General features: G+C 58.5%; 28 protein-coding genes. 16 read left to right on the top strand and 12 right to left on the bottom strand.

Annotation, left to right across the window (positions count from 1 at the left end):
• Window positions 1–66 precede the first annotated feature (66 nt).
• Window positions 67–1,188 carry a sugar diacid recognition domain-containing protein gene (locus IB246_RS02455; protein WP_008036866.1) on the bottom strand — a complete coding sequence of 374 codons (1,122 nt, stop codon included), beginning with the start codon at window positions 1,186–1,188 and terminating at the stop codon, window positions 67–69.
• A 161-nt stretch (window positions 1,189–1,349) separates the two neighbouring features.
• On the opposite strand from IB246_RS02455, the gene IB246_RS02450 reads away from it, so the two are divergent.
• The 3 genes from IB246_RS02450 to rarD all read left to right on the top strand — a co-directional run bounded on the left by IB246_RS02450 (window position 1,350) and on the right by rarD (window position 4,947).
• A complete protein-coding gene (locus IB246_RS02450; protein ID WP_008031098.1) occupies window positions 1,350–2,660 on the top strand; it encodes an MFS transporter in 1,311 nt (436 codons plus the stop codon).
• A gap of 191 nt (window positions 2,661–2,851) precedes the next feature.
• On the top strand, window positions 2,852–3,865 hold the full coding sequence (locus IB246_RS02445) for an aldo/keto reductase (protein ID WP_008036869.1): 1,014 nt from the start codon (window positions 2,852–2,854) through the stop codon (window positions 3,863–3,865).
• A 200-nt stretch (window positions 3,866–4,065) separates the two neighbouring features.
• Window positions 4,066–4,947: an EamA family transporter RarD gene (rarD, locus tag IB246_RS02440; protein WP_008036871.1), complete on the top strand. Its 882-nt coding sequence runs from the start codon at window positions 4,066–4,068 to the stop codon at window positions 4,945–4,947.
• Window positions 4,948–5,074: 127 nt separating this feature from the next.
• On the opposite strand, the gene hppD is transcribed toward rarD, so the two are convergent.
• Together hppD and IB246_RS02430 are read right to left on the bottom strand one after the other, a co-directional pair.
• Window positions 5,075–6,151: a 4-hydroxyphenylpyruvate dioxygenase gene (hppD, locus tag IB246_RS02435; RefSeq protein ID WP_008031092.1), complete on the bottom strand. Its 1,077-nt coding sequence runs from the start codon at window positions 6,149–6,151 to the stop codon at window positions 5,075–5,077.
• Window positions 6,152–6,403: 252 nt separating this feature from the next.
• Complete coding sequence (locus IB246_RS02430) at window positions 6,404–7,348, bottom strand: DMT family transporter (RefSeq protein WP_008036872.1); 945 nt, start codon at window positions 7,346–7,348, stop codon at window positions 6,404–6,406.
• 78 nt (window positions 7,349–7,426) lie between these two features.
• Here IB246_RS02430 and IB246_RS02425 point away from each other — a divergent pair, with 78 nt between their 5' ends.
• The 3 genes from IB246_RS02425 to IB246_RS02415 all read left to right on the top strand — a co-directional run bounded on the left by IB246_RS02425 (window position 7,427) and on the right by IB246_RS02415 (window position 10,549).
• Window positions 7,427–8,299, top strand: coding sequence for a LysR family transcriptional regulator (locus IB246_RS02425; protein ID WP_008036873.1), 873 nt, complete (start codon window positions 7,427–7,429; stop codon window positions 8,297–8,299).
• Window positions 8,300–8,414: 115 nt separating this feature from the next.
• Complete coding sequence (locus IB246_RS02420) at window positions 8,415–9,950, top strand: EAL domain-containing protein (protein WP_008036877.1); 1,536 nt, start codon at window positions 8,415–8,417, stop codon at window positions 9,948–9,950.
• Window positions 9,951–10,183: 233 nt separating this feature from the next.
• Complete coding sequence (locus IB246_RS02415) at window positions 10,184–10,549, top strand: histone-like nucleoid-structuring protein, MvaT/MvaU family (RefSeq protein WP_008031084.1); 366 nt, start codon at window positions 10,184–10,186, stop codon at window positions 10,547–10,549.
• A 166-nt stretch (window positions 10,550–10,715) separates the two neighbouring features.
• Here IB246_RS02415 and IB246_RS02410 read toward each other — a convergent pair whose 3' ends face one another.
• Window positions 10,716–11,240 carry a DUF4946 domain-containing protein gene (locus IB246_RS02410; protein WP_008036879.1) on the bottom strand — a complete coding sequence of 175 codons (525 nt, stop codon included), beginning with the start codon at window positions 11,238–11,240 and terminating at the stop codon, window positions 10,716–10,718.
• Between the two features lie 145 nt (window positions 11,241–11,385).
• Here IB246_RS02410 and gloA point away from each other — a divergent pair, with 145 nt between their 5' ends.
• Entirely contained in the window at window positions 11,386–11,907 is a 522-nt protein-coding gene (gloA, locus tag IB246_RS02405; protein WP_008031081.1) for a lactoylglutathione lyase, read from the top strand.
• A gap of 132 nt (window positions 11,908–12,039) precedes the next feature.
• Here the strand turns inward: gloA and ahpF are convergent, their stop codons facing one another.
• From ahpF to IB246_RS02390, 3 genes are all read right to left on the bottom strand, one after another.
• A complete protein-coding gene (gene ahpF, locus IB246_RS02400) occupies window positions 12,040–13,605 on the bottom strand; it encodes an alkyl hydroperoxide reductase subunit F (protein ID WP_008036882.1) in 1,566 nt (521 codons plus the stop codon).
• A gap of 128 nt (window positions 13,606–13,733) precedes the next feature.
• Window positions 13,734–14,297 carry an alkyl hydroperoxide reductase subunit C gene (gene ahpC, locus IB246_RS02395; RefSeq protein WP_007975937.1) on the bottom strand — a complete coding sequence of 188 codons (564 nt, stop codon included), beginning with the start codon at window positions 14,295–14,297 and terminating at the stop codon, window positions 13,734–13,736.
• Window positions 14,298–14,435: 138 nt separating this feature from the next.
• Entirely contained in the window at window positions 14,436–15,374 is a 939-nt protein-coding gene (locus IB246_RS02390) for a site-specific integrase (RefSeq protein WP_008036884.1), read from the bottom strand.
• Between the two features lie 280 nt (window positions 15,375–15,654).
• On the opposite strand from IB246_RS02390, the gene IB246_RS02385 reads away from it, so the two are divergent.
• Window positions 15,655–16,665 carry a DNA-binding protein gene (locus IB246_RS02385; RefSeq protein ID WP_008036886.1) on the top strand — a complete coding sequence of 337 codons (1,011 nt, stop codon included), beginning with the start codon at window positions 15,655–15,657 and terminating at the stop codon, window positions 16,663–16,665.
• On the opposite strand, the gene gorA is transcribed toward IB246_RS02385, so the two are convergent.
• Window positions 16,662–18,020, bottom strand: coding sequence for a glutathione-disulfide reductase (gorA, locus tag IB246_RS02380; RefSeq protein ID WP_008036888.1), 1,359 nt, complete (start codon window positions 18,018–18,020; stop codon window positions 16,662–16,664). The genes IB246_RS02385 and gorA overlap by 4 nt on opposite strands.
• 131 nt (window positions 18,021–18,151) lie before the next feature.
• Window positions 18,152–18,991, bottom strand: a complete 840-nt coding sequence (gene galU / locus IB246_RS02375) for a UTP--glucose-1-phosphate uridylyltransferase GalU (protein WP_008036893.1) — start codon at window positions 18,989–18,991, stop codon at window positions 18,152–18,154.
• 279 nt (window positions 18,992–19,270) lie between these two features.
• Here galU and IB246_RS02370 point away from each other — a divergent pair, with 279 nt between their 5' ends.
• Both IB246_RS02370 and IB246_RS02365 read left to right on the top strand, forming a co-directional pair.
• Entirely contained in the window at window positions 19,271–19,459 is a 189-nt protein-coding gene (locus IB246_RS02370) for a hypothetical protein (RefSeq protein ID WP_008036894.1), read from the top strand.
• A 141-nt stretch (window positions 19,460–19,600) separates the two neighbouring features.
• Window positions 19,601–19,882, top strand: a complete 282-nt coding sequence (locus tag IB246_RS02365; RefSeq protein WP_008036896.1) for a hypothetical protein — start codon at window positions 19,601–19,603, stop codon at window positions 19,880–19,882.
• 11 nt (window positions 19,883–19,893) lie between these two features.
• Here IB246_RS02365 and IB246_RS02360 read toward each other — a convergent pair whose 3' ends face one another.
• Window positions 19,894–20,124: a hypothetical protein gene (locus IB246_RS02360; RefSeq protein ID WP_008031064.1), complete on the bottom strand. Its 231-nt coding sequence runs from the start codon at window positions 20,122–20,124 to the stop codon at window positions 19,894–19,896.
• 72 nt (window positions 20,125–20,196) lie between these two features.
• Entirely contained in the window at window positions 20,197–20,556 is a 360-nt protein-coding gene (locus IB246_RS02355; protein WP_008036898.1) for a hypothetical protein, read from the bottom strand.
• A 212-nt stretch (window positions 20,557–20,768) separates the two neighbouring features.
• Here IB246_RS02355 and IB246_RS02350 point away from each other — a divergent pair, with 212 nt between their 5' ends.
• The 5 genes from IB246_RS02350 (at window position 20,769) to ada (ending at window position 23,930) form a co-directional block, all read left to right on the top strand.
• A complete protein-coding gene (locus IB246_RS02350; RefSeq protein ID WP_008031060.1) occupies window positions 20,769–21,071 on the top strand; it encodes a DUF1883 domain-containing protein in 303 nt (100 codons plus the stop codon).
• Window positions 21,072–21,105: 34 nt separating this feature from the next.
• Window positions 21,106–21,276 (top strand): hypothetical protein, encoded by a 171-nt coding sequence (locus IB246_RS02345; protein WP_162130704.1) that lies wholly within the window; start codon window positions 21,106–21,108, stop codon window positions 21,274–21,276.
• A gap of 125 nt (window positions 21,277–21,401) precedes the next feature.
• On the top strand, window positions 21,402–22,109 hold the full coding sequence (locus IB246_RS02340) for a 2OG-Fe(II) oxygenase (RefSeq protein ID WP_008036900.1): 708 nt from the start codon (window positions 21,402–21,404) through the stop codon (window positions 22,107–22,109).
• A complete protein-coding gene (gene alkB / locus IB246_RS02335) occupies window positions 22,099–22,779 on the top strand; it encodes a DNA oxidative demethylase AlkB (RefSeq protein ID WP_008036901.1) in 681 nt (226 codons plus the stop codon). Before IB246_RS02340 ends, alkB begins: the two co-directional genes overlap by 11 nt.
• Before the next feature lie 86 nt (window positions 22,780–22,865).
• The gene (gene ada / locus IB246_RS02330; RefSeq protein ID WP_008031054.1) at window positions 22,866–23,930 is read left to right on the top strand and encodes a bifunctional DNA-binding transcriptional regulator/O6-methylguanine-DNA methyltransferase Ada; all 1,065 of its coding nucleotides are present in this window, start codon (window positions 22,866–22,868) and stop codon (window positions 23,928–23,930) included.
• Window positions 23,931–23,977: 47 nt separating this feature from the next.
• Here ada and IB246_RS02325 read toward each other — a convergent pair whose 3' ends face one another.
• Complete coding sequence (locus IB246_RS02325; protein ID WP_008036902.1) at window positions 23,978–24,961, bottom strand: MDR family oxidoreductase; 984 nt, start codon at window positions 24,959–24,961, stop codon at window positions 23,978–23,980.
• 187 nt (window positions 24,962–25,148) lie between these two features.
• Between IB246_RS02325 and IB246_RS02320 the strand changes: the two genes are divergently transcribed.
• On the top strand, window positions 25,149–26,213 hold the full coding sequence (locus IB246_RS02320) for an NAD(P)H-dependent flavin oxidoreductase (RefSeq protein ID WP_008036904.1): 1,065 nt from the start codon (window positions 25,149–25,151) through the stop codon (window positions 26,211–26,213).
• Window positions 26,214–26,280: the final 67 nt, after the last annotated feature.

Genomic DNA, 26,280 nt, shown 5'->3' with positions numbered 1-26,280 from the left:
CGGCGATGGCGATTTCGAGGACGCCATCGCCGGCAAGCCGGCTCCTACAAGGACGTGTTCACAACGTCATGGATTTGCGTCGGTTTGGGGGAGTAGTTGCACGCCGAGGTACAGCGCGAGCATGCCATCGAGGCGCAACGGGTCGACGCCGCTGAGCTCGGCAATCCGCTCCATCCGGTAACGCAGGCTGTTGCGGTGAATGCCCAGCGCATCGGCGCAGGCCTGGCTCTGGCCGTCGTGATCGCACCAACTGCGCAACGTCGCCAGCAATTGGCCGTTGCCGTCCTTGGCGATGACTTTGCGCAAGGGTTTGAGCAATTCGTCCAGCGCATCGTCGTTGCGATGGCGCCAGAGCATCACCGGCAATCGATAGCGGGTCAGCGTCAACAGACGAGAATGCGGCAGTACATCGCGCCCATAGGCCAGCAAGTCGCCGACCCGCCGATAGCAACGGCGCAAACCCGACAAGCCGTCGGCCTGCCCGCCCACGGCGATGCGCAAGATATTCCAGCCGAGGCCGTCGAGCTTTTCCAGCAAGCGGTCGTTCTCGATCGCCTGGTTGGCCGGCCGGCACCACAGCAACGACGACTTGGCCGAGCTTACGCACCAACTGTCCGGGTAGCGCGAGGTCAGCCAGGCGCTGAGTGCGTCGACGGTTTGCCCCGGACCGTGCTCCATTCCCAGCTCGAACAAATACGGCACCCGCGTCAGTTGCGGTTTGAGCCCAAGCTGTTGCGCCTCATCGATCAGGCGCGGCGAATCCCCTGCCTCGCTGAGCAGCAACGCCAGCAAGTCATCGCAACGCTGGCGCCGCCATTGCTGTTCGGCCTGCTGATTGCGCTGGCCCACCAGCATCTCGGCGGTCATGCGCACCAGTTCGGCGTAGGTGCGCAATTGCTCGGGTTCGCCGGTGATGCCGAGCACGCCAATCAGCCGTTGATCGAGCAACAGCGGCAGGTTGATACCCGGTTGTACGCCCTTGAGGTGGATAGCGGTTTGCGCATCGATTTCCACCACCCGCCCGTTGGCCAGCACCAGTTGCGCGCCTTCGTGCCGGGTGTTGACCCGCTCCGGTTCACCACTGCCGAGAATCAACCCCTGGCTGTCCATGACGTTGACGTTGTAAGGCAGGATGGCCATCGCCCGGTCGACGATGTCCTGGGCCAGGTCGTGATCGAGTTCGAACATTGTGGTGGTCCTTCAAAGCGCGGTTGTTCACCCGCACAGGGCTTGGTTGCAAACCCTGTGCTCAGGCACAAAGACAGCAGCCCTGAGGGTGGTCGAGACTCTCAGGGCGATCAACGTTACCCTTTGCATCGCAAAAAATCATAATAAAGAGAGAGCCCGCCATGTCACAGAGCGCCGCCGCTACCCAGGCCATCGTTGACGAAAAAAATGCCGTCTACAAACGCATTACCCTGCGTTTGATCCCCTTCATCTTCATCTGCTACCTGTTCAACTACCTCGACCGGGTGAACGTTGGATTTGCCAAGCTGCAGATGCTCGACGCGCTGAAATTCAGTGAAACCGTGTACGGCCTCGGCGCCGGGATCTTCTTTATCGGCTACGTGCTGTGCGGCGTACCGAGCAACCTGGCGCTGACCAAATTCGGCCCGCGCCGCTGGATCGCGCTGATGATGATCACCTGGGGCACGCTGTCGACCTGCCTGCTGTTCGTCACCACCCCGACCGAGTTCTACACCTTGCGCCTGTTCACCGGCGCGGCCGAAGCCGGGTTCTTCCCGGGCGTGGTGTTGTACCTCTCGCAGTGGTTCCCGACCTTCCGCCGTGGCCGCATCATGGCGCTGTTCATGTCGGCGATCCCGGTGTCCGGCCTGCTCGGCAGCCCGTTCTCTGGCTGGATCCTCAACCACTTCGCTGCGGGCCAGGGTGGCCTGGCCGGCTGGCAGTGGATGTTCCTGCTGCAAGGCATCCCGACCGTGATCCTCGGCGCCCTTGCCTACTTCCTGCTGAGCGACAGTTACGCCAACGCCAAATGGCTCACGCCGTTCGAGCGCTCGGTGCTGGAAGCCGACCACGCTGAAGACCTGGCCAACAAACCGAAAACCACCACCGACTCGCTGCTGGCGGTGTTCAAGAACCCGGCGATCTGGGCGTTCGGTTTGATTTACTTCTGCATCCAGAGCGGGGTCTACGCGATCAACTTCTGGCTGCCGTCGATCATCAAGAACCTGGGCTTCAACGATAACCTGGTGATCGGCTGGCTGAGTGCGATCCCGTACCTGCTGGCGGCCGTGTTCATGTTGATGGTCGGCCGCTCGGCGGACTTGCGCAAAGAACGTCGCTGGCATTTGGTGGTGCCCATGTTGATGGGGGCAGTGGGCCTGCTGATTGCCGTGAACTTCGCGACCACGCCTGCCATCGCCATCCTTGGCCTGACGATCGCCACCATGGGCGCCCTCACCGGCCTGCCGATGTTCTGGCCGGTGCCGACCGCACTGCTGAGCGCCGGCGCGGCTGCCGGTGGCCTGGCGTTGATCAACTCGATGGGCCAGATGGCCGGCTTCCTCAGCCCGTACCTGGTCGGTTGGGTCAAGGACACTACTGGCTCGACCGATGCCGCGTTGTACTTGCTGGCGGGCGTGATTGTCTGCGGCAGCCTGCTGGCGTTGCGCATGACCCGCACCCTGCGCGTCTGACATCTGTCCCCTGTGGGAGCGAGCCTGCTCGCGATAGCGGAGTGTCAGTCAACATAGCTGTTGAATGTTGAACCGCAATCGCGAGCAGGCTCGCTCCCACATTTGATTGTGGGGGGGCAATAATTGTGTTTGCCCCATGCGGTTGTTCTGGTATTTGATTGAGCCTTTCCCACTGGTAAAAGGATTTCGTCATGAGCTACCGCACGCTGGGTCACTCGGGATTGCAGGTGTCCACCCTGACCCTGGGGACCATGATGTTCGGCGAACAGACCAGCACCGAAGATTCCCTGCGGATCATCGACAAGGCCTGGGACCAGGGCATCAATTTCATCGACACCGCCGACGTCTACACCAACGGTCGCTCTGAAGAGATCGTCGGCGAAGCGATCGCCGGCAACCGCCACGAATGGGTGCTCGCCACCAAAGTCGGTTTCGGCCCGGTGGACGGTGTGCCGAACCGCAGCGGCCTGAGCCGCAAGCACATTTTCAATGGCATCGATGCCAGCCTCACGCGCCTGGGCACCGACTACGTCGACCTCTATTACCTGCACCGCGAAGACCACAACACGCCGCTGGAAGTGACGGTGTCGGCCATCGGCGACCTGATTCGCCAGGGCAAAATCCGCAACTGGGGGTTGTCTAACTACCGCGGCTGGCGCATCGCCGAGGTCATTCGCGTGGCCGACCAACTGGGTGTCGACCGCCCTGTCATCAGCCAGCCGCTGTACAACATCGTCAATCGTCAGGCCGAAACCGAACAGATCACCGCCGCGCAGAACTACGGTTTGGGCGTTGTGCCTTACAGCCCGCTGGCGCGCGGCGTGCTCAGCGGCAAATATGCGCCGGATGTAAAACCGGATGCCAACAGCCGCGCCGGGCGCGCCGACAAACGTATTCTGGAAACCGAATGGCGCGTCGAATCCCTGCGCATCGCCCAGCAGATCCAGCAATACACGCAAGATCGCGGCGTCGGTATCGTCGAATTCGCGATTGCCTGGGTGCTGAACAACAGCGCCGTCACCTCGGCCATTGTCGGGCCGCGCACCGAAGAGCAATGGGATGCCTACACTAAGGCGCAGGCGGTGAAGATCACGGCGCAGGATGAAGCGTTTATCGACTCGCTGGTGACACCGGGGCATGCGTCCACGCCAGGGTTCAATGATGTGAGCCATTTCGTGTCGGGCCGTAAACCCCGTAACACCTGAAGAAACACATAACCACTGTAGGAGCGAGCCTGCTCGCGATGATCTGTCAGTTGATACCGATGTGGCTGATACACCATCGCGAGCAGGCTCGCTCCCACAGGGTATTGCCGTGTTGCAAATATTGATCATCCGGACAATATTCAGCACAAAAACCACGTATCCTCCGCACCCCGTTTCACGTTCAACTTCGCGAGGACAGTTTGTCTAAAGGTATCGCTCTATCGGTTTCGGCCTCTGTGCTGTTTGCCGTCATGTATTACTACACCTCACTGCTCAACCCGTTGAGCGGTGTGGAAATTTTTGGCTGGCGCATGCTGCTGACAGTGCCGTGCATGACCGTGTTCATGGTGGTGTCCCGCGAATGGAAGCGTGTGGCCGAGCTCGTTCGCCGAGCCATCGCCCAGCCAAAACTGATTGCCGCCCTGATCGCCTCTTCGGCCCTGCTGGGCGTGCAACTCTGGCTGTTCATGTGGGCGCCGCTCAACGGCTACAGCCTTGATGTGTCGCTGGGCTATTTCCTGTTGCCACTGACCATGGTCCTGACCGGACGGCTCGCCTACGGTGAGCGCCTCTCCTATCTACAGAAAGTTGCCGTGTTTTTTGCCTGCCTCGGTGTGATCAACGAGCTGTATCAGGTCGGTGGGTTTTCCTGGGCGACGTTGCTGGTGTGCATCGGCTATCCAACGTATTTCGTCCTGCGCAAGCGTCTGGCGACGGACAACCTCGGCGGCTTGTGGCTGGACATGGCGTTGATGCTGCCGGTGGCCTTCTGGTTCGTACAGACCGGCGAGCAAGGTTTCAATGTGTTTGATCAGCATCCGTGGCTGTCACTGTTGATCCCGCTTCTCGGCGTGATCAGTGCGTCGGCGCTGGTGATCTACATCATCGCCAGCCGGCTGTTGCCCTTCAGCCTGTTCGGGCTGTTGAGCTACGTCGAGCCGGTGCTGTTGCTTGGCGTTGCGTTGTTGCTCGGGGAAAGCATCAAGACCGGGGAATGGCTAACCTACATTCCGATCTGGATGGCGGTGCTGGTGCTGATGTTCGAAGGGTTCAAGCACATGATGCGACAACGCCGCCCTTAACAGACACACAAAACAAATGTGGGAGCGAGCCTGCTCGCGATAGCGTCGTCAAACTCAACATTGATGTTGGCTGACAGACCGCTATCGCGAGCAGGCTCACTCCCACAGTTTTTATCGGTGGATCAACTTAGTCGGTGGAGAGCACACCACGACGAACCTGGTCGCGTTCGATCGATTCGAACAGTGCCTTGAAGTTGCCCTCGCCGAACCCGTCATCGCCTTTACGCTGGATGAATTCGAAGAACACCGGGCCCATCAGGGTTTCCGAGAAGATCTGCAACAGCAGACGCTTGTCGCCTGACTCGGACGAACCGTCCAGCAGGATGCCTCGCGCTTGCAGTTGATCAACCGGTTCGCCGTGGTTCGGCAAGCGGCCTTCAAGCATTTCGTAATAGGTTTCCGGTGGCGCCGTCATGAAGCGCATGCCGATGCTTTTCAGGTGATCCCAGGTCTTGATCAGATCGTCGCTGAGGAACGCCACGTGCTGGATGCCCTCGCCGTTGAACTGCATCAGGAACTCTTCGATCTGCCCTGCGCCCTTGGAGGACTCTTCGTTCAACGGGATGCGGATCATGCCGTCCGGCGCGGTCATCGCCTTGGAGGTCAGGCCGGTGTATTCGCCCTTGATGTCGAAGTAGCGGATTTCACGGAAGTTGAACAGCTTCTCGTAGAAGTTCGCCCAGTACGCCATGCGGCCGCGATACACGTTGTGAGTCAGGTGGTCGATGATCTTCAGGCCGGCACCGACCGGGTTGCGGTCAACGCCTTCGATGAACACGAAATCGATGTCGTAGATCGAGCTGCCTTCACCGAAACGGTCGATCAGGTACAGCGGCGCGCCGCCGATGCCTTTGATCGCCGGCAGGTGCAGTTCCATCGGGCCGGTTTCGATGTGGATCGGCTGAGCGCCGAGTTCCAGTGCACGCTTGTAGGCCTTTTGCGAATCCTTGACGCGGAACGCCATGCCGCACACCGACGGGCCGTGCTCGGCCGCGAAGTACGAAGCGACGCTGTGGGGTTCGTTGTTGAGGATCAGGTTGATCGCGCCCTGGCGATACAGGTGCACGTCTTTGGAACGGTGGGTCGCGACTTTGGTGAAGCCCATGATCTTGAAGATCGGCTCCAGCGTGTTCGGGGTTGGCGATGCGAATTCAATGAATTCAAAGCCCATCAGGCCCATCGGGTTTTCGTATAAATCTGCCATGGTCGGCGCCTCATCATTTTCTGGTCAATTAACGAATCGTTAGTTGCTGGCAATGCTGAGACCGGCGGGTGGCGCGCAGGAGATGCCCCGCACGCTGCGCGCGAGGAAGTCACCGTAGATCAATTGAAACCCAAAACTCTTCATTGTCGACCCAAGGCTATTACGGGCGAGGCTTCTGCTGCCAGAAGCTATTTATTCTTATATGCGTAACCGGATTCTACACAGCGTAAATAGATTTGTCCGCCTTCTGTATCAAATCCCCTTTTTCCCTACTCGCGCAAGGGGTTTGTTGCAGAGGAAAATCCCCGCCAGAATCAGCCCGCCGCCCAGACACATCGTCAGGGTCAATTGCTCGCCGAGCAGCAACGCACCCAGGATGACAGCGGTCAGCGGATTCAAGGCGATGAACACCCCGGAACGGGTCGCGCCGATTTTGCGCAGGCCGTCGTAATAGCCAATATACGCCAGCGCCGAGCCCAGCACGCCCAGATACATCAGGCTCAACCATTGCGACGAGTCAAGGCTGACCAGCGCCGCAACACTCACCTCGCCCCCGACGGCACTGGCCACCCAGAGCATCACCGTGCCCAGCAAAATCGAATACGTCACCGTTTGCACCGGCCCCAGGGTTTGATTCAGATCTTTGGAGAACAGTGAGTAAATGCCCCAACCGAGCACGCAGCCGAAAATCAACAGATCACCGAACCAGGCATCCGCCTGACCGGCCAGCAATTGCGGATGACGACTGACAATCACCAGGCTTGCCCCGGCAATGCAGATCGCGATGCCGATGACTTTAGCTCGACTCAAGCGCTCCTTGAACAACAGCCACGAAGCCAATCCGATCACGGCCGGGTTCAGCGCCACGATCAATGACGCCCGCGAGGCATTGATGTAGTGCAGGCCATAGAAGAAGCACAGGTTATAGAAAAAAATCCCGAAGAAGCCCAACAGCGCCAGTTGCAACCATTGCCGAGGACCCGGCCGAGCCAGTGGAATGCGCGCGAGCAGCAAAAACAGGAGCAGCGCCGCGCTGGCCAGCAAAAAACGCAGGCTGGCAGCGAACAACGGGCTGAGGCTGTCCGCCAGAAACCGCCCCGCGACGAAAGTGCCGCCCCAAATCATGGTGACCGCCGCGAGTTTGAAATAAACCGCGACATCGGAAGGCTCCGACAGGCTTTGCTCACATGCAGTCATAAGTCTCCAGAACGACAGATCGATTCGATGGCGTATCATTTCGCTAATATTCGTTCATCGTAAAATGAGTAAAAGCTCATGACCCTCACTCAGCTGGAGATCTTCTCGCTCGTTGCCGAACTTCACGGCTTTACGGCGGCGGCCAATCGTCTGGGCATTTCTCAATCCGCGGTGTCTCACGCCCTCAAGTCGCTGGAACAGGAACTGGGCGTCGAGCTGCTGCGGCGGCATCAGTCTCAGGTCGAACTCAGTGACATCGGCCAACAGCTGCTGTTGCGCGCCCGGGCAATGCTCGGGTTGGCCAACACCTTGCGCCAGGAAGCGGCGGATGCCCGCGGCATGAAACGCGGCACATTGCGCATCGGCTCGTTCGGCCCGACCTCGTCGATCAAGTTGTTGCCGACGATTCTGCAGCACTACCGCGCCGCGCACCCCGGCATCGAGGTGCACATTGATGAAGGCCCCGACCGCCAGGTGATCCAGTGGCTGGAAGAGCGACGCATCGACATCGGCTTCGTGGTGTTGCCCGAGGAGCGCTTCGACACCTTTGCGTTGTTCGAGGACCAGATGGTCGCGTTGCTGCCCGCCCATCATCCGCTGGCGGCTCGCACCAGCCTGACCCTGGGCGATTTGTGTCACGACCCGTTCGTGCTGACCGAGGCCGGCTCTTCGGAGCTGGTGTCCCGTTTGTTCAGTGCCGCGCGGTTGACGCCTAACATCCGTTATCGCTGCTCGCAGTTGCTCAGCACGCTGGATACCGTTGGCCGGGGCGATGCGTTGACCGTGGTCGCCGAAGGCTCGCTGCCCACGCATCACGACGACCGCTACCTGAAAAAACCGCTATCGCCAGCGATCGCACGCCAGGTCGGCCTGGCCGTGCTCGACCAACGCCAGAGTTCACCGGCGGCACTGGCCTTTATCAAACTGGCCACAAACCTGGCCTACCGTTGAGCGGCATAAGCCACAAAGGCCAACTATCATGGCCTCTGACCGAACTCTTTTGGGGAGGCGTGCCGTTGTCCTGCCTGCATTTGAGAGCCCTATTTCATCGCTACAGGTTTCGCAAATGCCACTGACTGTAAAAACCCGCCGCCAACGCGGCAGACGGATTATTGTCACCGTATTGAGTGGTTTGCTCCCGATGTTGCTCGGGTTCGCCATTCTTTACCTGCAAGCTGAGCGCGCGCTTGAGCAAAGCACCCGACTGACCGCCGAAGAAGCCATCCGCCAATTCGAACTGATGCTCGACAACACCGCGCAGGCCGCACGCGAATTGCTGCCGCTGGCCGGGAAAAGTTGTATTGACGTCAATCTGGCCTTACGCGAGCAAGTCACCCGCCGCCCGTTTGTGCGCTCGACCAATCTGGTGTGGGACGACACCAATTACTGCAGTTCTTTGTTCGGCGACTTTCGCGAAAAAATCGAGGTGGGCGACTACAGCAACGGCACGTTGCAACTGATGAAAGGCAATCTGGTCACGCCCGATTCCGCGGTGTTGGTGTACCGCATCGGCGAAGGAAAAAAAGGCGCGCTGAGCACGCTGGACGGTTATCACTTGAGCAACGTACTGCGCATGATCGGCCGCTCGACAATACTGATGCTGCAAGTCGGCCCCCATTGGCTGACCGCCGATGGCCAGTTCCATCAAGACCCCCTCCCCACTTTGCCCGTGGCGCAAACCAGACTCGGCTCCTCGCGCTACGCGTTCTCTGTAACAGCCGGATTTCCCGAAGGCGAAACGTGGCGCTACATGAGTAGCGAATATCCGCCGCTGTTCAGCTTGCTGATCTTCTTCGGCGTGGTGTCAGGTTCCATCGGGCACATTCTGCAGAAGCGCTCTTCATCGCCGAGTCATGAGCTACAGCGTGCGCTGGAAGCGGCGGAGTTCATTCCTTACTTTCAGCCGGTGGTTCATGGCGACAGCAAGAAATGGTCAGGCACCGAGGTGCTGATGCGCTGGAAGCACCCGAAGGAAGGGCTGGTTCGTCCCGATCTGTTTATTCCGTTCGCCGAGCACTCCGGGCTTATCGTGCCCATGACCCGTTCTTTAATGCAGCAAACCGCCGCATTGCTGGCGCCCTTGTCGACCTCATTCGAAAGCCCGTTTCACGTGGGCATCAACATCACTGCCAGCCACTGCAAGAACCTGGAACTGGTCGAAGATTGCCGGACATTTCTGGGCAACTTTGCGCCGGGCTCCATTCACCTGGTACTGGAGCTGACCGAGCGCGAACTGATCGAGCCCACCGCCATCACGCTGCAGTTGTTCGAGCAACTTCATGCGCTGGGCGTGATGATCGCCATCGATGACTTCGGCACCGGTCATTCAAGCCTGGGTTATCTGCGCCAGTTCAATGTCGACTTCCTGAAAATCGACCAGAGCTTTGTCGCCCTGATCGGCGCCGACGCCCTCTCCCGGCACATTCTGGACACCATCATCGAACTCTCCGCCAAGCTCGATCTGGGCATCGTCGCCGAAGGCGTGGAAACCGAAGAGCAAAGTGACTACCTCACCGCCCATGGCGTGAACTTTCTGCAAGGATATCTGTTCGGCAGGCCGATGCCCGGTGAAGACTTCATTAAGGCATTAAGTCACCATTAACTAATGGCATTAAGCGACGAGACAACGGCGATGCGCACCAAATTGAATCAAAAGACTACTCTCGTTACATGAAGAAAAAGTCAGGATTTACTCTTTGCTCATTAACTACTACAATTTTTCATGCCTGCTATAAATTGGCAGGTGAGCCACTATCACCGAGTCGCTACAAGGCTCTTGGCTTATAGCTTTGTTTGCGGTTGGTATCAGCCAAACACACTATTGGAGTAAAGATATTGTCCAGACTCGCTGAATTTCGTGCAGCTGAAAAGGCCCTTCAAGAGCAGCTCAAGCAGCTGGAATCCCTGAAGAACGATGCCGGGCTCAAGAAAGAAATCGAATTCGAAGAAAAGCTCCAGGGGCTGATGAAAACCTACGGCAAGAGCTTGCGCGACATCATCGCCATTCTCGATCCGAACCCGGCAAAATCCGGTCTGCAGCAGGCCGCCGCGCCGAAAACCCGCCGCGCTCGCGTGGTCAAGGTTTATCAGAATCCGCACACCGGTGAACTGATTGAAACCAAGGGCGGCAACCACCGCGGCCTGAAAGCCTGGAAGGAACAATACGGTGCTTCCACCGTTGACTCCTGGCTTCGCGGCTAAGCACTCGCGGTGACAAAAAAAGCCCTGCATCAAGCAGGGCTTTTTTATGGATACCTGTTAAATGCAACGATTGAAATCGATCAATTCGCTACATATCGACTAACTTTGTGCTTAATCCCTTTGGGTATCTAAACATTGCGAAATGCACGACCGTGCAAACCGTTATCTAAAGTTTCAAGCTGTTACGAGCAGCCTCTATTTCACCCAGGCTTGCCTTGTAAGCCTCTGCCTGCCCTGCGTACGAAAGAACATAAGCCTTATCGGCATCCACCGCCGCGACCAATGTTTGCGAAAGCACGTGGCGTCCGTTCTGCGTAATGGTGCAGGTAGTTTCCAGTGCCTCCAGGCGGCTCAACGTTGCCGAATGGATTTTGTTGCACACGCTTTGATAACCGCCCTGAAAGAAGTCCTTTTGCACGGACTTGCGCATTTCCAGCAGCACACCTTGCAGATTGACCTGATGACCGCTTTCCACTGTCGTCATGGTCAACTCCATGACCATCAACGGCACACCGCCTTGATCGTTTTTCACCGCGCGCTGCCGGGACACTTGAGGCGTGGCCTGATCTGGCGGGGTCGTTTCGACTTCCCAGCCATCTGGCCAGGTCACGATCGGGGCATCCGCATGAGCACAGGTAACGCCTGACAACAGGAAAATCAGAACGAACAGCGATTTACAGGATCGGGTCATTGCAATGAATACTCACGGATTGAGCGATAAAGTCTGAGCCTCGTCCGCCTGTCAGGCAATAGCGGGTGGTTTGGGTTTGGTGATGCCTGCGCCCTTGCGTATCATTGGCGTCATTCGTTAGCCCCACTTATTTTCCGGAGGGCCCATGAGCCTGCACGAATTGAACACCTTCCCAGGCGTCACCGCCCAACCTGACACCGCAACGCAGAACTTCGTGTTCAACCACACAATGCTGCGGGTCAAAGACATCACCAAGTCCCTGGATTTCTACACGCGGGTCCTCGGTTTCTCGCTGGTGGAAAAGCGCGACTTCCCGGAAGCCGAGTTCAGCCTGTATTTCCTGGCGCTGGTCGACAAGAACCAGATCCCGGCCGATGCCGCAGCCCGCACCCAATGGATGAAGTCGATCCCCGGCATCCTTGAGCTGACCCACAACCACGGCACCGAAAACGATGCTGATTTCGCCTACCACAACGGCAACACCGACCCGCGCGGTTTCGGCCACATCTGCATCTCGGTCCCGGACATCGTCGCTGCGTGCGAACGCTTCGAAGCGCTGGGCTGCGATTTCCAGAAGCGCCTGAACGATGGCCGCATGAAGAGCCTGGCATTCATCAAGGACCCGGATGCTTACTGGGTCGAGATCATCCAGCCAGCGCCGTTGTAAACATCACCACGTCCCTGTAGGAGCAGAGCTTGCTCGCGAAGGCGGTGTGTCAGTCTGCATATCTATTGACTGACACACCGCCTTCGCGAGCAAGCTCTGCTCCTACAGGGTTTTGTGTTTTCAGCGTCCGGTTTATGCCGGGGCCGATGTCCGGATCAAGTGATCGAATGCACTCAGGGAAGCCTTGGCGCCCTCGCCTACTGCAATCACGATCTGCTTGTACGGCACGGTCGTCACGTCACCGGCAGCGAACACGCCCGGCATCGAGGTTTCACCACGGGCATCGACGATGATCTCGCCGCGAGGCGACAACTCGATGGTGCCTTTGAGCCAGTCAGTGTTAGGCAGCAGACCGATCTGCACGAAGATACCTTCAAGGTTCACCGTGTTGAACTCACCCGAATCGCGATCCTTGTAGACCAGCCCGGTCACCTTCTGGCCGTCACCCTTCACTTCACTGGTCAGTGCGCTGGTGATGACATCGACGTTGGGCAGGCTGAACAACTTGCGTTGCAACACCGCATCGGCGCGCAGCTTGCTGTCGAATTCCAGCAGCGTGACGTGGCTGACAATACCGGCCAGATCGATCGCCGCTTCAACGCCGGAGTTACCGCCGCCGATCACCGCTACGCGCTTGCCTTTGAACAGCGGACCATCGCAGTGCGGGCAGAAACACACGCCTTTGGCTTTGTATTCCTGCTCGCCCGGCACACCCATTTCACGCCAGCGGGCGCCGGTGGCGAGGATCAGTGCCTTGGTCTTGAGGGTCGCGCCACTTTCGAAGCGAACCTCGTGCAACTCGCCGGGATTCTTCGCCGGGATCAGCGCGGTGGCCCGTTGCAGGTTCATGATATCGACGTCGTATTGCTTGACGTGCTCTTCGAGCGCGCTGGCCAGTTTCGGCCCTTCGGTCTCCTGCACGGAGATGAAGTTCTCGATGGCCATGGTGTCCAGCACCTGCCCACCAAAACGTTCAGCTGCCACACCGGTGCGAATGCCTTTACGGGCGGCGTAGATCGCTGCCGAAGCACCGGCCGGGCCACCGCCGACCACCAGCACATCAAAGGCTTCTTTGGCGCTGATTTTCTCGGCCTGACGCTCGGCGCCACTGGTGTCGATCTTGGCGAGGATTTCTTCCAGGCCCATACGGCCCTGGCCGAAAATCTCGCCGTTCAGGTAAATGCTTGGCACGGCCATGATCTTGCGATCATCGACTTCGGCCTGGAACAACGCGCCGTCGATAGCGACGTGACGGATGTTCGGGTTGAGCACGGCCATCAGGTTCAGCGCTTGAACGACGTCCGGGCAGTTCTGGCAGGACAGCGAGAAGTAAGTCTCGAAGCTGAACTGGCCTTTGAGCGAGCGGATCTGTTCGATCACTTCCGCACTGGCTTTCGAAGGGTGGCCACCGACTTGCAGCAGGGCCAGCACCAGCGAGGTAAATTCGTGGCCCATCGGGATGCCGGCGAAACGCAGGTTGATGTCGGCACCGGGGCGGTTGATCGAGAACGATGGTTTACGCGTGTCGTCACCGTTGTCGAGCAAAGTAATTTGGCTGGAAAGACTGGCAACGTCTTTCAGCAGTTCGAGCATTTCCCGGGATTTCGCACCGTCGTCGAGGGATGCAACGATCTCGATCGGCTGGGTGACCCGTTCCAGGTACGATTTCAACTGGGCTTTAAGATTGGCGTCCAACATACGGGCGATTTCCTTTGCTTTTCTTGAGGCGAAAAAAAGCCCGAGCGAATCTCGCCCGGGCTTTTCTATTGGGCGGTGCAGCTTACTGAGTAGGTGCGGAGTTCCGCCCTTTGAAGCGTGTCACAGACTTAGATCTTGCCGACCAGGTCCAGGGACGGAGCCAGAGTGGCCTCGCCTTCTTTCCACTTGGCTGGGCAAACCTGGCCTGGGTGAGCAGCGACGTACTGGGCAGCCTTGATTTTGCGCAGCAGCTCGGAAGCGTCACGGCCAACGCCGCCATCGTTCAGCTCAACGATTTTGATCTGGCCTTCTGGGTTGATCACGAAGGTGCCACGGTCAGCCAGACCAGCTTCTTCGATCAGTACGTCGAAGTTGCGGGAGATAGCGTGGGTCGGGTCGCCGATCATGGTGTACTGGATTTTGCCGATGGCTGGCGAAGTGTTGTGCCAGGCAGCGTGAGCAAAATGGGTGTCAGTGGAAACGCTGTAGATCTCGACGCCCAGTTTCTGGAACGCGTCGTAGTTGTCAGCCAGGTCTTCCAGTTCAGTCGGGCAAACGAAGGTGAAGTCTGCTGGGTAGAAGAACACAACCGACCACTTGCCTTTCAGGTCAGCGTCCGAGACTTTTACGAAGTCGCCGTTTTTGAATGCGTCAGCTTTGAATGGTTTAACTTGGCTGTTGATGATAGGCATCGTTGACTCTCCGTCAGGGGTTAAGAAGTTGATGGAGTGAACTCTACCCACTCGACGGACGGATGGCTCATTGGCAAACCTCATGCTGCTGATTGGTTTTCGCTATTAGCAGACAGTATTAATAGAAGGAAAAGGTATCTAGGGCGCCAACGGCTTTTCCGAAATCCGCGTCATCCCCAGAAACGGACTGGCTTCTACGTAACGCATGGCCGATTTCATATCCTTCCAGCCGACGTAACTCATCAGCGATTTCAAATCCCAACCGCTTTGATGAGCCCACGTGGCAAAACCCCGTCGCAACGAATGGCTGGTGTAGTGCTCGGCCGCAATGCCGGCGCGCTCCAGTGCCTGGCGCAATAACGGGATGATGCTGTTGGCGTGCAAGCCCTCTTCGCTCAAATGGCCCCAGCGGTCGATGCCACGGAACACCGGCCCGCGCACCAATGCGGCCTCGGTCATCCAGTCGATGTATGCCTGCACCGGACACAATCGCTGCAACGCCGGTGTCTGGTAAGTCTTGCCAAGGTTTTCGCGGTCGCTCTTGCTGCGAGGCAGATACAGGGTGATGCCTGAACCGGCACTGGCCTGCACGTGTTCAATCTGTAGGCGGCATAACTCGTCGCTGCGGAAACCGCGCCAGAAACCCAGCAAGATCAGCGCCCTATCGCGCCGGGCTCTTAACAGCGCCGGTCGATCGTCTTTTGATTTCGCGGTTTGTGCCTCCTGCTCAAGCCAGACCACCACTTGCTCCAGATGCTGAAGCTGCAATGGCTCAGCCTGCTTCTCCTGTGCCGGGTGCAGCGCACGAATGCCTTTGAAGACTTTGCGCACCACGGGCGCCTTGGTCGGATCGGCAAACCCCTGGCTGTTGTGCCACTGCGCCAGCGCCGACAACCGCAGCTTTAACGTATTGATCGATAACTCACCCGCATACGCCACCAGATAGCGCGCAACGCTATCAGCCGTGGCCGGTAGAAACCCGCCCCAATCGACTTCGAAATGTTCGATGGCCGCCCGGTAGCTTCGGCGAGTGTTGTCGCGCGTGGCGGCTTGCAGGTAACGATCCAGATCGCTCATGGCGGTGACTCCTGTAGGAGCGAGCTTGCTCGCGATGGACGTAAACGATGACGCTAACTGCCTGAGTGATCGCGGTGCCTGGAGGTTTTTCGCGAGCAGGCTCGCTCCTACAGGAGGGTTGTGTACGGAAATGGAGCTACGAACAATTCAGGATCGCTGTCACACGGGGTAATACCAGTATATCCCGTGTGAATACTTAACGTATTTAATGTTATTTATTGGCGTGGTACATTGTTCACTTTAGTGGTACGTACCACAGTACGAAATCGTAGGAGAGTTCATGGCACGCGGTGGTGTTAACAAAGCAGTGGTGCAAGCGGCACGCTTGGCAATTCTGGCTCGCGGTGAAAACCCCAGCATCGATGCAGTACGGATCGAAATGGGCAATACCGGCTCGAAAACCACTATTCACCGGTACTTGAAGGAGCTGGATGACGGCGCCGAGCCGGTAGCGCCCTCCTCCGAACCCATCGATGACGAGCTGGCCGGGCTGGTCTCGCGCCTTGCGCAACGGCTCAAAGAGCAGGCGCAGGAACCCATCGATCAGGCACGCGCGCAGTTCGAACAGCAACGAAAAAACCTGGAAAGCCAGCTGACAGACGCCCAGGAAGCCAACAGCGAATTGCAGCAGCAGTACGAGATTCAAACCCTGGCGCTGACGCAGGAGTCCGACACCCTGCACAACACCCTGTCGATGCTGCAGACCGAGCAAACCCGTAACGCAGGAATGAATCAGGCGCTCGCTGATTTCGAGTTGCGCTTGCAAGACAAGGACGAGCAGATCCGCTCCCTTGAGGAAAAGCACCTGCACGCCCGTGACGCACTGGAGCACTACCGCAACGCCGTCAAAGAGCAGCGCGAGCAGGAACAAAGCCGCCATGAAGGCCAGGTGCAGCAGATTCAGATGGAGTTGCGCCAGGCCCAGCAAAGCGCCCTGGTGCGCCAGGATGAAATCACCCAACTGCACCGCGACAACGAACGCCTGCTGACTGAAAACCGCGGCACATTGCGCGAGTTGAGCCTTTTGCAAGAACAGCTCAAGCACACCCATACCCGCCAGGATCAACTGCTGGAACAGGTCAACCGGATCGACAGCGAACGCACCCTCCTCCAGGAACGCCTGCGCGCAGCACTGCTGGAGAGCCAGTCGCTGAAGCAGAACGTCGAGGAACAGTCGCAGATAAACAAGGCGCTGGAAATTGAACTACTGAAGACTCAGGCGAGCCTCGATGAAAGCGTGCGCCTGGCAGCGGTCATTGCGACAGCGCCAGACGCAGCCAAGGCCGATTAACTCGCGACCGGTGTACGCATGGTGACGAACTCTTCGGCGGCCGTCGGGTGCACGCCGATGGTTTCGTCGAAGTCGCGCTTGGTAGCGCCCGCCTTCAAGGCAATCGCCAGACCTTGCACGATCTCGCCGGCATCCGGTCCGACCATGTGGCAACCCAACACCTTGTCGGTTTTGCCGTCCACCACGAGCTTCATCAGCGTGCGTTCCTGACATTCGGTCAGGGTCAGCTTCATCGGGCGGAAACGGCTTTCGAAAATCACCACGTCATGGCCGGCCTCACGAGCCTCTTCTTCCGTGAGGCCGACTGTGCCGATGTTCGGCAAGCTGAACACGGCCGTCGGGATCATCTTGTAATCCACCGGGCGATACTGCTCAGGTTTGAACAAGCGACGCGCAACGGCCATGCCTTCAGCCAGCGCAACCGGCGTGAGCTGGACCCGGCCGATCACATCGCCCAGCGCGAGGATCGATGGTTCGGCGGTCTGGTATTGCTCATCGACCTCGACGAAGCCTTTCTTGTCGAGTTTGACCCCGGTGTTTTCCAGCCCCAGGTTATCCAGCATCGGACGCCGGCCAGTGGCGTAGAACACGCAATCCGCCTCCAGTTCGCGACCGTCCTTGAGCGTAGCCTTCAAGCTACCGTCGGCGAGCTTTTCAATGCGCTCGATGTCGGCATTGAATTGCAGGTTCATGCCACGCTTGGTCAGTTCTTCCTGCAAGTGCTTGCGCACCGCGCCGTCGAAACCGCGCAGGAACATGTCACCGCGATACAGCAAGGTGGTTTCGGCGCCCAGGCCGTGGAAAATACCGGCGAACTCAACGGCGATGTAACCGCCACCGACAACCAGCACACGTTTTGGCAGCTCTTTGAGGAAGAATGCCTGGTTGGAGCTGATCGCGTGTTCATGCCCCGGAATCTCCGGAATCTGCGGCCAACCGCCCGTGGCGATCAGGATGTTCTTTGCAGTGAAGCGCTCGCCATTAATCTCGACCGTATTAGGATCGACGATCTTCGCGTGGCCTTCATGCAAGGTCACACCGCTGTTGACCAGCAGGTTGCGATAGATACCGTTCAGGCGATTGATCTCGCGATCCTTGTTGGCAATCAGCGTTGCCCAATCAAACTGTGCTTCGCCCGGCGTCCAGCCAAAGCCCGAAGACTGCTCGAAGTCTTCGGCGAAGTGCGCACCGTAGACCAGCAACTTCTTCGGTACGCAGCCGACGTTCACGCACGTACCGCCCAGATAGCGACTCTCGGCCACGGCCACTTTCGCGCCAAACCCGGCCGCGAATCGCGCAGCCCGCACACCGCCGGAACCGGCACCAATCACATAAAGGTCAAAATCGTAGGCCATTTTCAATCTCCTCGGCAGGCAAACAGCATACCCGCAGACGTCCGTTGGGCAAGCGCTGCAAACGATATGGGGCCGGAAAATGAAAAAGCCACCCGAAGGTGGCTTTTAAGAAACAAGCAGGTCAAACGCTATCAGTAAGCCTTGCCAGTCTTGTAGAAGTTCTCGAAGCAGAAGTTGGTCGCTTCGATGTAGCCTTCAGCACCACCGCAGTCGAAACGCTTGCCCTTGAACTTGTAGGCAATGACGCAACCGTTTTGCGCCTGCTTCATCAGGGCGTCGGTGATCTGGATCTCGCCGCCCTTGCCTGGCTCGGTTTGCTTGATCAGGTCGAAGATGTCCGGGGTCAGGATGTAACGACCGATGATCGCCAGGTTCGACGGTGCGTCTTCAGGGGCTGGTTTCTCGACCATGTTGCGAACGCGGTAGAGGTCATCACCGATCAGGTCACCGGCAATTACGCCGTACTTGTTGGTTTCCTGCGGATCGACTTCCTGGATCGCAATGATCGAGCAGCGGTACTGTTTGTACAGCTTGACCATCTGCGTCAGTACGCCGTCACCGTCGAGGTTGACGCACAAGTCATCCGCCAACACCACGGCGAAAGGTTCGTCGCCGATCAGCGGACGACCGGTCAGGATGGCATGACCCAGGCCTTTCATTTCGGTCTGGCGAGTGTAGGAGAAAGAGCACTCGTCGAGCAGTTTGCGGATACCGACCAGGTATTTCTCTTTGTCGGTGCCCTTGATCTGGTTTTCCAGCTCGTAGCTGATGTCGAAGTGGTCTTCCAGGGCGCGCTTGCCACGACCGGTAACGATGGAGATTTCGGTCAAACCGGCATCCAGAGCTTCTTCGACGCCGTACTGGATCAGTGGCTTGTTTACCACCGGCAGCATTTCTTTGGGCATGGCTTTAGTCGCTGGCAGGAAGCGAGTACCGTAACCGGCTGCTGGGAACAAGCATTTCTTGATCATAAAAGTCCTTGAAAGGGCTGTGTGTACGAGTTTCGGCGCAGTCTAATCAGGCGGCGTGCACCTTACAATGCCCCGCACTGGCTAACCGATGCCAACATAGAGAAATATTCTTGCGGATAGTTCCGCAGAACGTCGCGATGCCTCTTATAGATAGCAGATTTTCGGGGCTGCACAGGCGACAACCGAGCATGCAATCGCACCCACCCTACACCCATCAACACCGGTTGCGTGCGTTTGGCGTTATCATTGCGCAATTGAACCAGCCAACGAGGCAGATAGATGTCGGTAGCAAAAAGTGTCAACGGGTTCCTGATCAATCAGGCGAAAGACGGCCAGTGGTGGGTAGCCAGCGTCAGCGGCGAGAATATCGCCGGGCCATTCCCGACTGAAGCGTTGGCGATTGAAGTGGCGTCTGTATTGGAACTCGAACACCCGGAGCCGAAGCGCCGCGGCAAGGACAAGTCCTGATCCGGAGCCGATTTGCATGACCAAGCCCTGCCTCGCGCAGGGCTTTTTTGTGATTGGATGAAACGAAGTGGCCTTTCGCTATAACCTTTTGATGCCGGCGCTGTCACAGGCTTAGCCCATCACCCTGACGACGACAACGACATGAATAGATTTTTGCCTTTGATTGCGATATTGGCCCTGAGTGGCTGCGCCACCTCTGAAAAGACTTACCTGGGCAATGGCGAAACAGGCCTGTCCATCGACTGCTCCGGCGAAGCCAATTCCTGGGCCTCCTGCTATGAAAAAGCCGATGCCTCCTGCGCCGGCACCGGCTATCGAATCGTCGGCACTGACGGAACCCCGTCGACCAAGGAGAGCGACAAGACCCTCGGCGTCGACGTAGGCAACTACAAAAACCGCAGCGTCGTGGTGGTCTGCAAGTAAGGCGCCCTGCCCTACATGTGAATTTCGGCGAACTTGATCCCGAGACCGCGCACGGTCTCGATCAGATCGTCGAGACGACTGAAGGATTCGACTTCATCGTTATCGTCCACCAGAAAATAGCTGCGCCCGGCGCTTTTCTTGAAAAACACGATCCATTCCCCCGGATCAGCCGGATTTTGAATCACATGGGTAGCAGAGATGTGACCCTCTGCGTGCCGTTCCCGTACCTGCTCTCGCTTCATGCTCGACTCCAGAAATGACAATGCCGCCAAAGCGTTGCTTTGACGGCATCGATGCTGACTGTCGCCAGTCTATCAGCCGGAAATGCACGCCGTGGCGGCATCGCGCACATCCATGGGGCGTAATGGCACATTGGAGATGCGCTCATGCAGCTTGATGCTGCTGCCACTGGAACGTTCTTCGATATCAAATACAGCGGCCGGACCCGAGGAGAACTTCTGCGGCACGATGACCCGCACGCCGTCTTTGCCCTGGGGCTCGACTTGCAGGGCACCGCGGCTGCCGGCCAGTTTCTCGGTCAGGCATTGCGCGTACTCATGGGGCTTCTTGCCTGAAATCACGTTCATGGTGGGCAGCGTCTCGTTGATTTCCGAGACACTCGCACAACCACTCATCGCCAACACCAATGGCAAAACCCACGCACCCCACTTCATAAAAAACCTCCGATAAAGCCCCTCCGACAGCACAAATGCTGGTTTTCTCCGAGGCCCACTGCTTTTATCGCTCATAGAATTCCGAATAACTGTTTTTAATTGTCAAAGCGGAGCCCGACGACCGGATAATAACCCGTTCGGGCTGATAAACTGCGCCCATCGCCCATGCTATCGTTTTGATTTTGTAGAAAAAGCCCTTCTGGAGGCGCCTCATGAAATTTATCCACCAGCGCGAGCACCTCAATGAAGACGACATCGTCGTCATCCAGTGCTCGCAAATGTGCAACATCCGCTTGATGAACGACGCCAATTTCCGCAGCTTCAAGAATGGTGGCCGTCACACTTACCATGGTGGTGCATTCGACACCTTCCCGGCCCGAATTACTGCACCAAGCACCGGTTTCTGGAACATCACCATCGACACCGTCAACCGTCGGGCGATCAGCGTGACCCGCAAACCGACCTTGTCCCACTCGATCAAGATCATCCGCCGCTCCACCACGAAACTGAGCTGAGCACCGCCCGACTCGAACACAGGCAGATATGACCGTGACCCAAACAACCAAGTACGTCATCAAATACAAACTCAACGGCGAACGCCGCTTCGAATTTGCCCAGCTTGAAAACGGCACCGAAGCAGAAGCCAAAGCCGCGCTGGACGCCATTCATGGCCAGGGCGAAGACGTCATCAGCGAGATCAGCGTCAGCAAAGCGCTGTAACGGGATTCGGAGCGACAACCGGGATGTCTGCTCCGTCCGTTGAATTCGACCGCAAGCGCCGGAGTGTTCACGACGGCAGCGTTCCCTAGACTGGCCACCTCAACCCTGGGTTAAGGAGTCAGCACATGTTTAACGAGCGTACGCTCGATACACTCGACTGGGACAGCCTGTACCAGCAACTCGATCAGGATGGCTGCGCCATCATCCGGTCATTGCTGAGTGCCGAAGAGTGTGACGACATCAGCGCGCTCTATGCGAAACCAGAGCCTTTCCGCTCACAGGTCATGATGGCCCGCCACGGCTTTGGCCGCGGCGAGTACAAATACTTTCGCTACCCGCTGCCGGATCTCGTCTGTCGAATGCGCAATGCGCTTTACCCGCGACTGGTGCCGATTGCCAATCGCTGGTACGAGCAGATGGACTTGCCGATCCGTTTCCCCCCGAAGCACGAGGCGTTCCTTGAGCGCTGTCATGCCGCCGGTCAGGAGCGCCCAACGCCGTTGTTGCTGCAATATGGGCCACAGGACTACAACTGCCTGCATCAGGATCTGTACGGTGAACACGTTTTTCCACTGCAAGTGGCGATTCTTCTGTCAGAGCCAGGCGAAGATTTCACCGGCGGCGAGTTTGTACTGACCGAGCAACGGCCACGGATGCAGTCTCGCCCCCAGGTGATTGGCCTGAAGAAAGGTGACGGGCTGATCTTTGCCGTCAACCAACGACCAGTCAAAGGCGTTCGCGGTTTCTACCGGGTCACGTTGCGCCACGGGGTCAGTCGCCTGCACAGCGGAAAACGGCATACCCTTGGAATCATCTTTCACGATGCGACATGACCCCATGACCCCGAGCACATTCGACCTGTTTGCCGACGCCGAGCCCGAGCAGCTACCTCGGCGCGAGCAGATCGGCGAACAGTCTTGCGTACTGAGAGGCTTTGCCCTGCCCTGGCTGGATCGTTTGCTGCCTGCACTGGATGCGGTTCTGGCCGCCGCGCCGCTTCGGCAGATGGTCACGCCCGGCGGCTTCATCATGTCGGCAGCCATGAGCAGTTGCGGCACCTGGGGCTGGACCACCGACCGCAGCGGTTATCGCTACACCCGCAATGATCCGCAAACCGACGCGCCCTGGCCGGCTATGCCCGCAGTGTTTTTGGCGCTCGCACAAGCGGCAGCGCACGAAGCCGGTTTTGCTGATTTCGTACCCGATTCCTGCCTGATCAACCGTTATGTCCCCGGCGCCAAAATGTCTTTGCATCAAGACAAGGATGAAGCGTCCTACGCAGCACCGATCGTTTCGGTCTCCCTGGGCTTGCCGGCGATGTTCCTGTTCGGCGGGTTTGAACGCAGCGATAAAAGCCAGCGAGTACCACTGTTGCACGGCGATATCGTGGTCTGGGGCGGCGTTGATCGCTTGCGTTATCACGGTGTCTTGCCGATCAAGGACGGTCAGCACCCGCGAATGGGCGAGCAACGGATCAACTTCACATTTCGTACCGCAAAATGAATCCCCGAATTTGACCGCAAGCCCCGGAGTGCGACGACTGCGCCGGCTGGTTAATCTGAATCAAACAGGTCAACGGACAAGAAGCCATGACACGCCAATCGACAAGAATCGCCACCGAAAACGATCCGCGCTGGGCCGCCGTCGTCGCACGCGATCCCCGCGCAGACGGGCAGTTTGTGTATGCAGTGAAAACCACCGGCATCTATTGCAGCCCCAGCAGCCTGGCGCGCTTGCCCAAGCCGCAGAATGTCGAATTCTTCGACACCGCCGAGCAAGCCCAGGCGGCCGGCTACCGCCCGAGCAAACGCGCGGCGAAGGATCAAAGTGACGTCGCCGCGCAACATGCCGCAACGGTGGCTGCCGCGTGCCGTCAGATCGAGACCGCAGAGCATCTGCCGGCACTGAGTGAGTTGGCCGACGTGGCGGGCCTGAGCAGCTTCCACTTTCACCGAGTTTTTAAAGCCGTGACCGGATTGACGCCCAAGGGCTACGCCACGGCCCACCGTTCACGCAAGGTTCGCCAACGCTTGATCGATGGAGGTTCGGTGACCGATGCCTTGTATGACGCCGGTTTCAATTCCAATAGCCGATTTTATGAGGCGGCGGATCAATTGCTGGGGATGAAACCTGGCGATTACCGTGCCGAAGGCCAGAACAACGACATTCGGTTTGCCGTCGGCCAGTGTTCTTTAGGGGCGATTCTGGTGGCGCAAAGCGAACGCGGGGTGTGCGCGATTCTGCTGGGCGATGATCCGCACCAACTGGTGTGCGACCTGCAGGACAAGTTTCGGCGGGCCAATCTGATCGGCGCCGACCACGGGTTCGAGCAGTTGATCGCCCAGGTTGTCGGGTTTATCGAAGCGCCGGCTATCGGCCTGGACTTGCCTCTGGATGTGCGCGGCACGGCGTTTCAGGAGCGCGTCTGGCAAGCCCTGCGGGAGATTCCTGTCGGCAGCACCGCCAGCTACGCCGACATCGCGCAGCGCATCGGCTCGCCGAAAGCGGTGCGCGCCGTAGCCCAGGCCTGCGGCGCGAACAGCCTGGCGGTGGCGATCCCGTGCCACCGCGTGGTGCGCAGTGACGGCAACTTGTCGGGGTATCGTTGGGGCGTGGAGCGCAAGCGGCAGTTGTTGGAGCGCGAAAGCCAATAAATCAAAAGATCGCAGCCTGCGGCAGTCGCAGGCTGCGATTTTTGCTTTCAGCGATTCACATCCACCACCACACGGCCACGCAGCTGACCGGCGAGCAATCGCGGTGCCGCATCGATCGCCTCACTCAAACCGATTTCGTGGCTGATCAGCGGCAGCAAGGCAAAGTCCAGATCCTTGGCCAGACGGTTCCATGCCAATACCCGCTTGGCTTTGGGTTGGGTCACGCTGTTGATTCCGGCCAGGGTCACGCCGCGCAAAATGAACGGGGCGACAGAGGCCGGAAAGTCCATGCCTTGCGCCAAACCACACGCGGCGACAGTGCCGTTGACTTTCGTGCTGGCACAGGCGTTGGCCAAGGTGTGACTGCCGACCGAGTCGATCACAGCCGCCCAACGCTCCTTGGCCAGTGGTTTTCCCGGCTCGGACAATGTCGCGCGGTCGATGATTTCGCTGGCACCCAATTGCTTGAGGTAGTCGTGTTCAGAGGTGCGGCCAGTGGACGCGACCACCCGGTAGCCGAGCTTGTTCAGCAGCGCGATGGCGAAACTGCCTACACCACCGTTGGCACCCGTGACCAGAACGTCACCCTGCTCAGGCGTCACACCGTTATGTTCCAAAGCCAGGATGCTCAGCATCGCCGTGTAACCGGCCGTGCCGATCGCCATTGCCTGGGCAGCGGTGAATTCCCGAGGCAGCGGAATCAGCCAGTCGCCATTCAGGCGCGCCTTCTGCGCCAATCCGCCCCAATGCCCTTCACCGACTCCCCAGCCATTGAGTACGACTTGATCACCGACCTTGTAGTCCGGATGCCCACTGACTTCGACAGTCCCCGCCAGATCAATGCCCGGCACCATCGGGAATTTTCGCACCACCGGGCTGCTGCCGGTGATCGCCAGACCGTCCTTGAAGTTCAGCGTGCTGTACGCCACACGCACTGTCACATCGCCCTCGGGCAGTTGATCGTCATTGATCTCTTGCAGTGTGGCCCGGTAACCGCTGTCGTCTTTGTCGATCAAAATGCCTTGGAACATTGTCGTCTCCTGTCAGATCATTCAGTTGTCGTGCTACTGGAATATCACACTGCAACCTTTTGCCGTACCCGACTTTAAGCCAATCCAGGAATGCCCCATCCTGAAACCCGATGGGTCTTGCGCCTGTCTTTGCTGATACAAGTCCCGTCCTGCAGCCCTGCCCCGTCATGACCCGGAGAACCTTGAAATGAGCCAATGGCCAGACACCCGAATTATCGATTTGCTGGGGATCGAACTGCCGATCATCCAGGCTCCGATGGCTGGCGCAACCGGTTCGGCCATGGTCATCGCCGCGAGCAATGCCGGCGGCCTGGGCTCGATGCCCGCAGCCATGCTGACCACCGAGCAGTTGCGCGAAGAATTGAAGACCATTCGCCAACACACTCAGCGCCCGATCAACGTCAACTTCTTCTGCCATCAGCCGCCCCCTGCCGACGAGCAGCGTGCCCGGGACTGGAAGAATCTGCTGCAACCCTACTACCGCGAACTCGGCGTGGATTTCGACGCACCGACGCCGGTATCCAATCGCGCGCCGTTCGATAACGCGACCTGTGAAGTGATCGAAGAATGTCGTCCCGAAGTGGTGAGCTTTCACTTCGGCCTACCGGAAAAATCCCTGCTGGATCGCATCAAGGCAACCGGGGCGAAAGTGCTGTCTTCGGCGACGACTGTCGAAGAAGCCGTCTGGCTTGAGCAGCATGGCTGCGACGCGATCATCGCCATGGGTTACGAAGCCGGTGGCCATCGGGGCATGTTTCTCAGCGACGATTTGAGCAGCCAGGTGGGCCTCTTCGCGCTGCTGCCGCAAATTGTCGACGCGGTGAAAGTGCCGGTGATTGCCGCTGGCGGCATTGCCGACGCACGGGGCGTGGCGGCGGCGTTTCTGTTGGGCGCGTCCGCGGTGCAGGTGGGCACGGCGTATTTGTTTACGCCGGAAGCCAAGGTCAGCGCCTCTCACCACAAGGCGTTGCGCACGGCCAAAGAAAGCGAGACTGCCGTCACCAACATTTTCACCGGCCGCCCGGCACGCGGGATTCTCAATCGCGTGATGCGCGAACTCGGACCGATCTGCGATAAAGCACCGGCCTTCCCGTTGGCAGGTGGGGCGTTGATGCCGTTGCGGGCAAAGGGCGAAGCGGATTTCAGCAACCTCTGGGCCGGGCAGGCATTCAGGTTGGGGGGTGAGATGACGACAGCAGAATTGACGCAGCGTCTGGCCCAAGACGGCTTGGCAAAACTGTTGCACCGCTAGGCACAAGACCTGGGGCGAGGCGTTTCGCCGCAATGCAATCGAGATCAACACATTCCGTTTGCAGGCA

It is taken from the genome of Pseudomonas sp. PDM01 (assembly GCF_014852325.1).
GTDB lineage: Bacteria > Pseudomonadota > Gammaproteobacteria > Pseudomonadales > Pseudomonadaceae > Aquipseudomonas > Aquipseudomonas migulae.
Note: the sequence above shows the minus strand (reverse complement) of the source record. Positions and strands in the feature narration are given on the sequence as shown.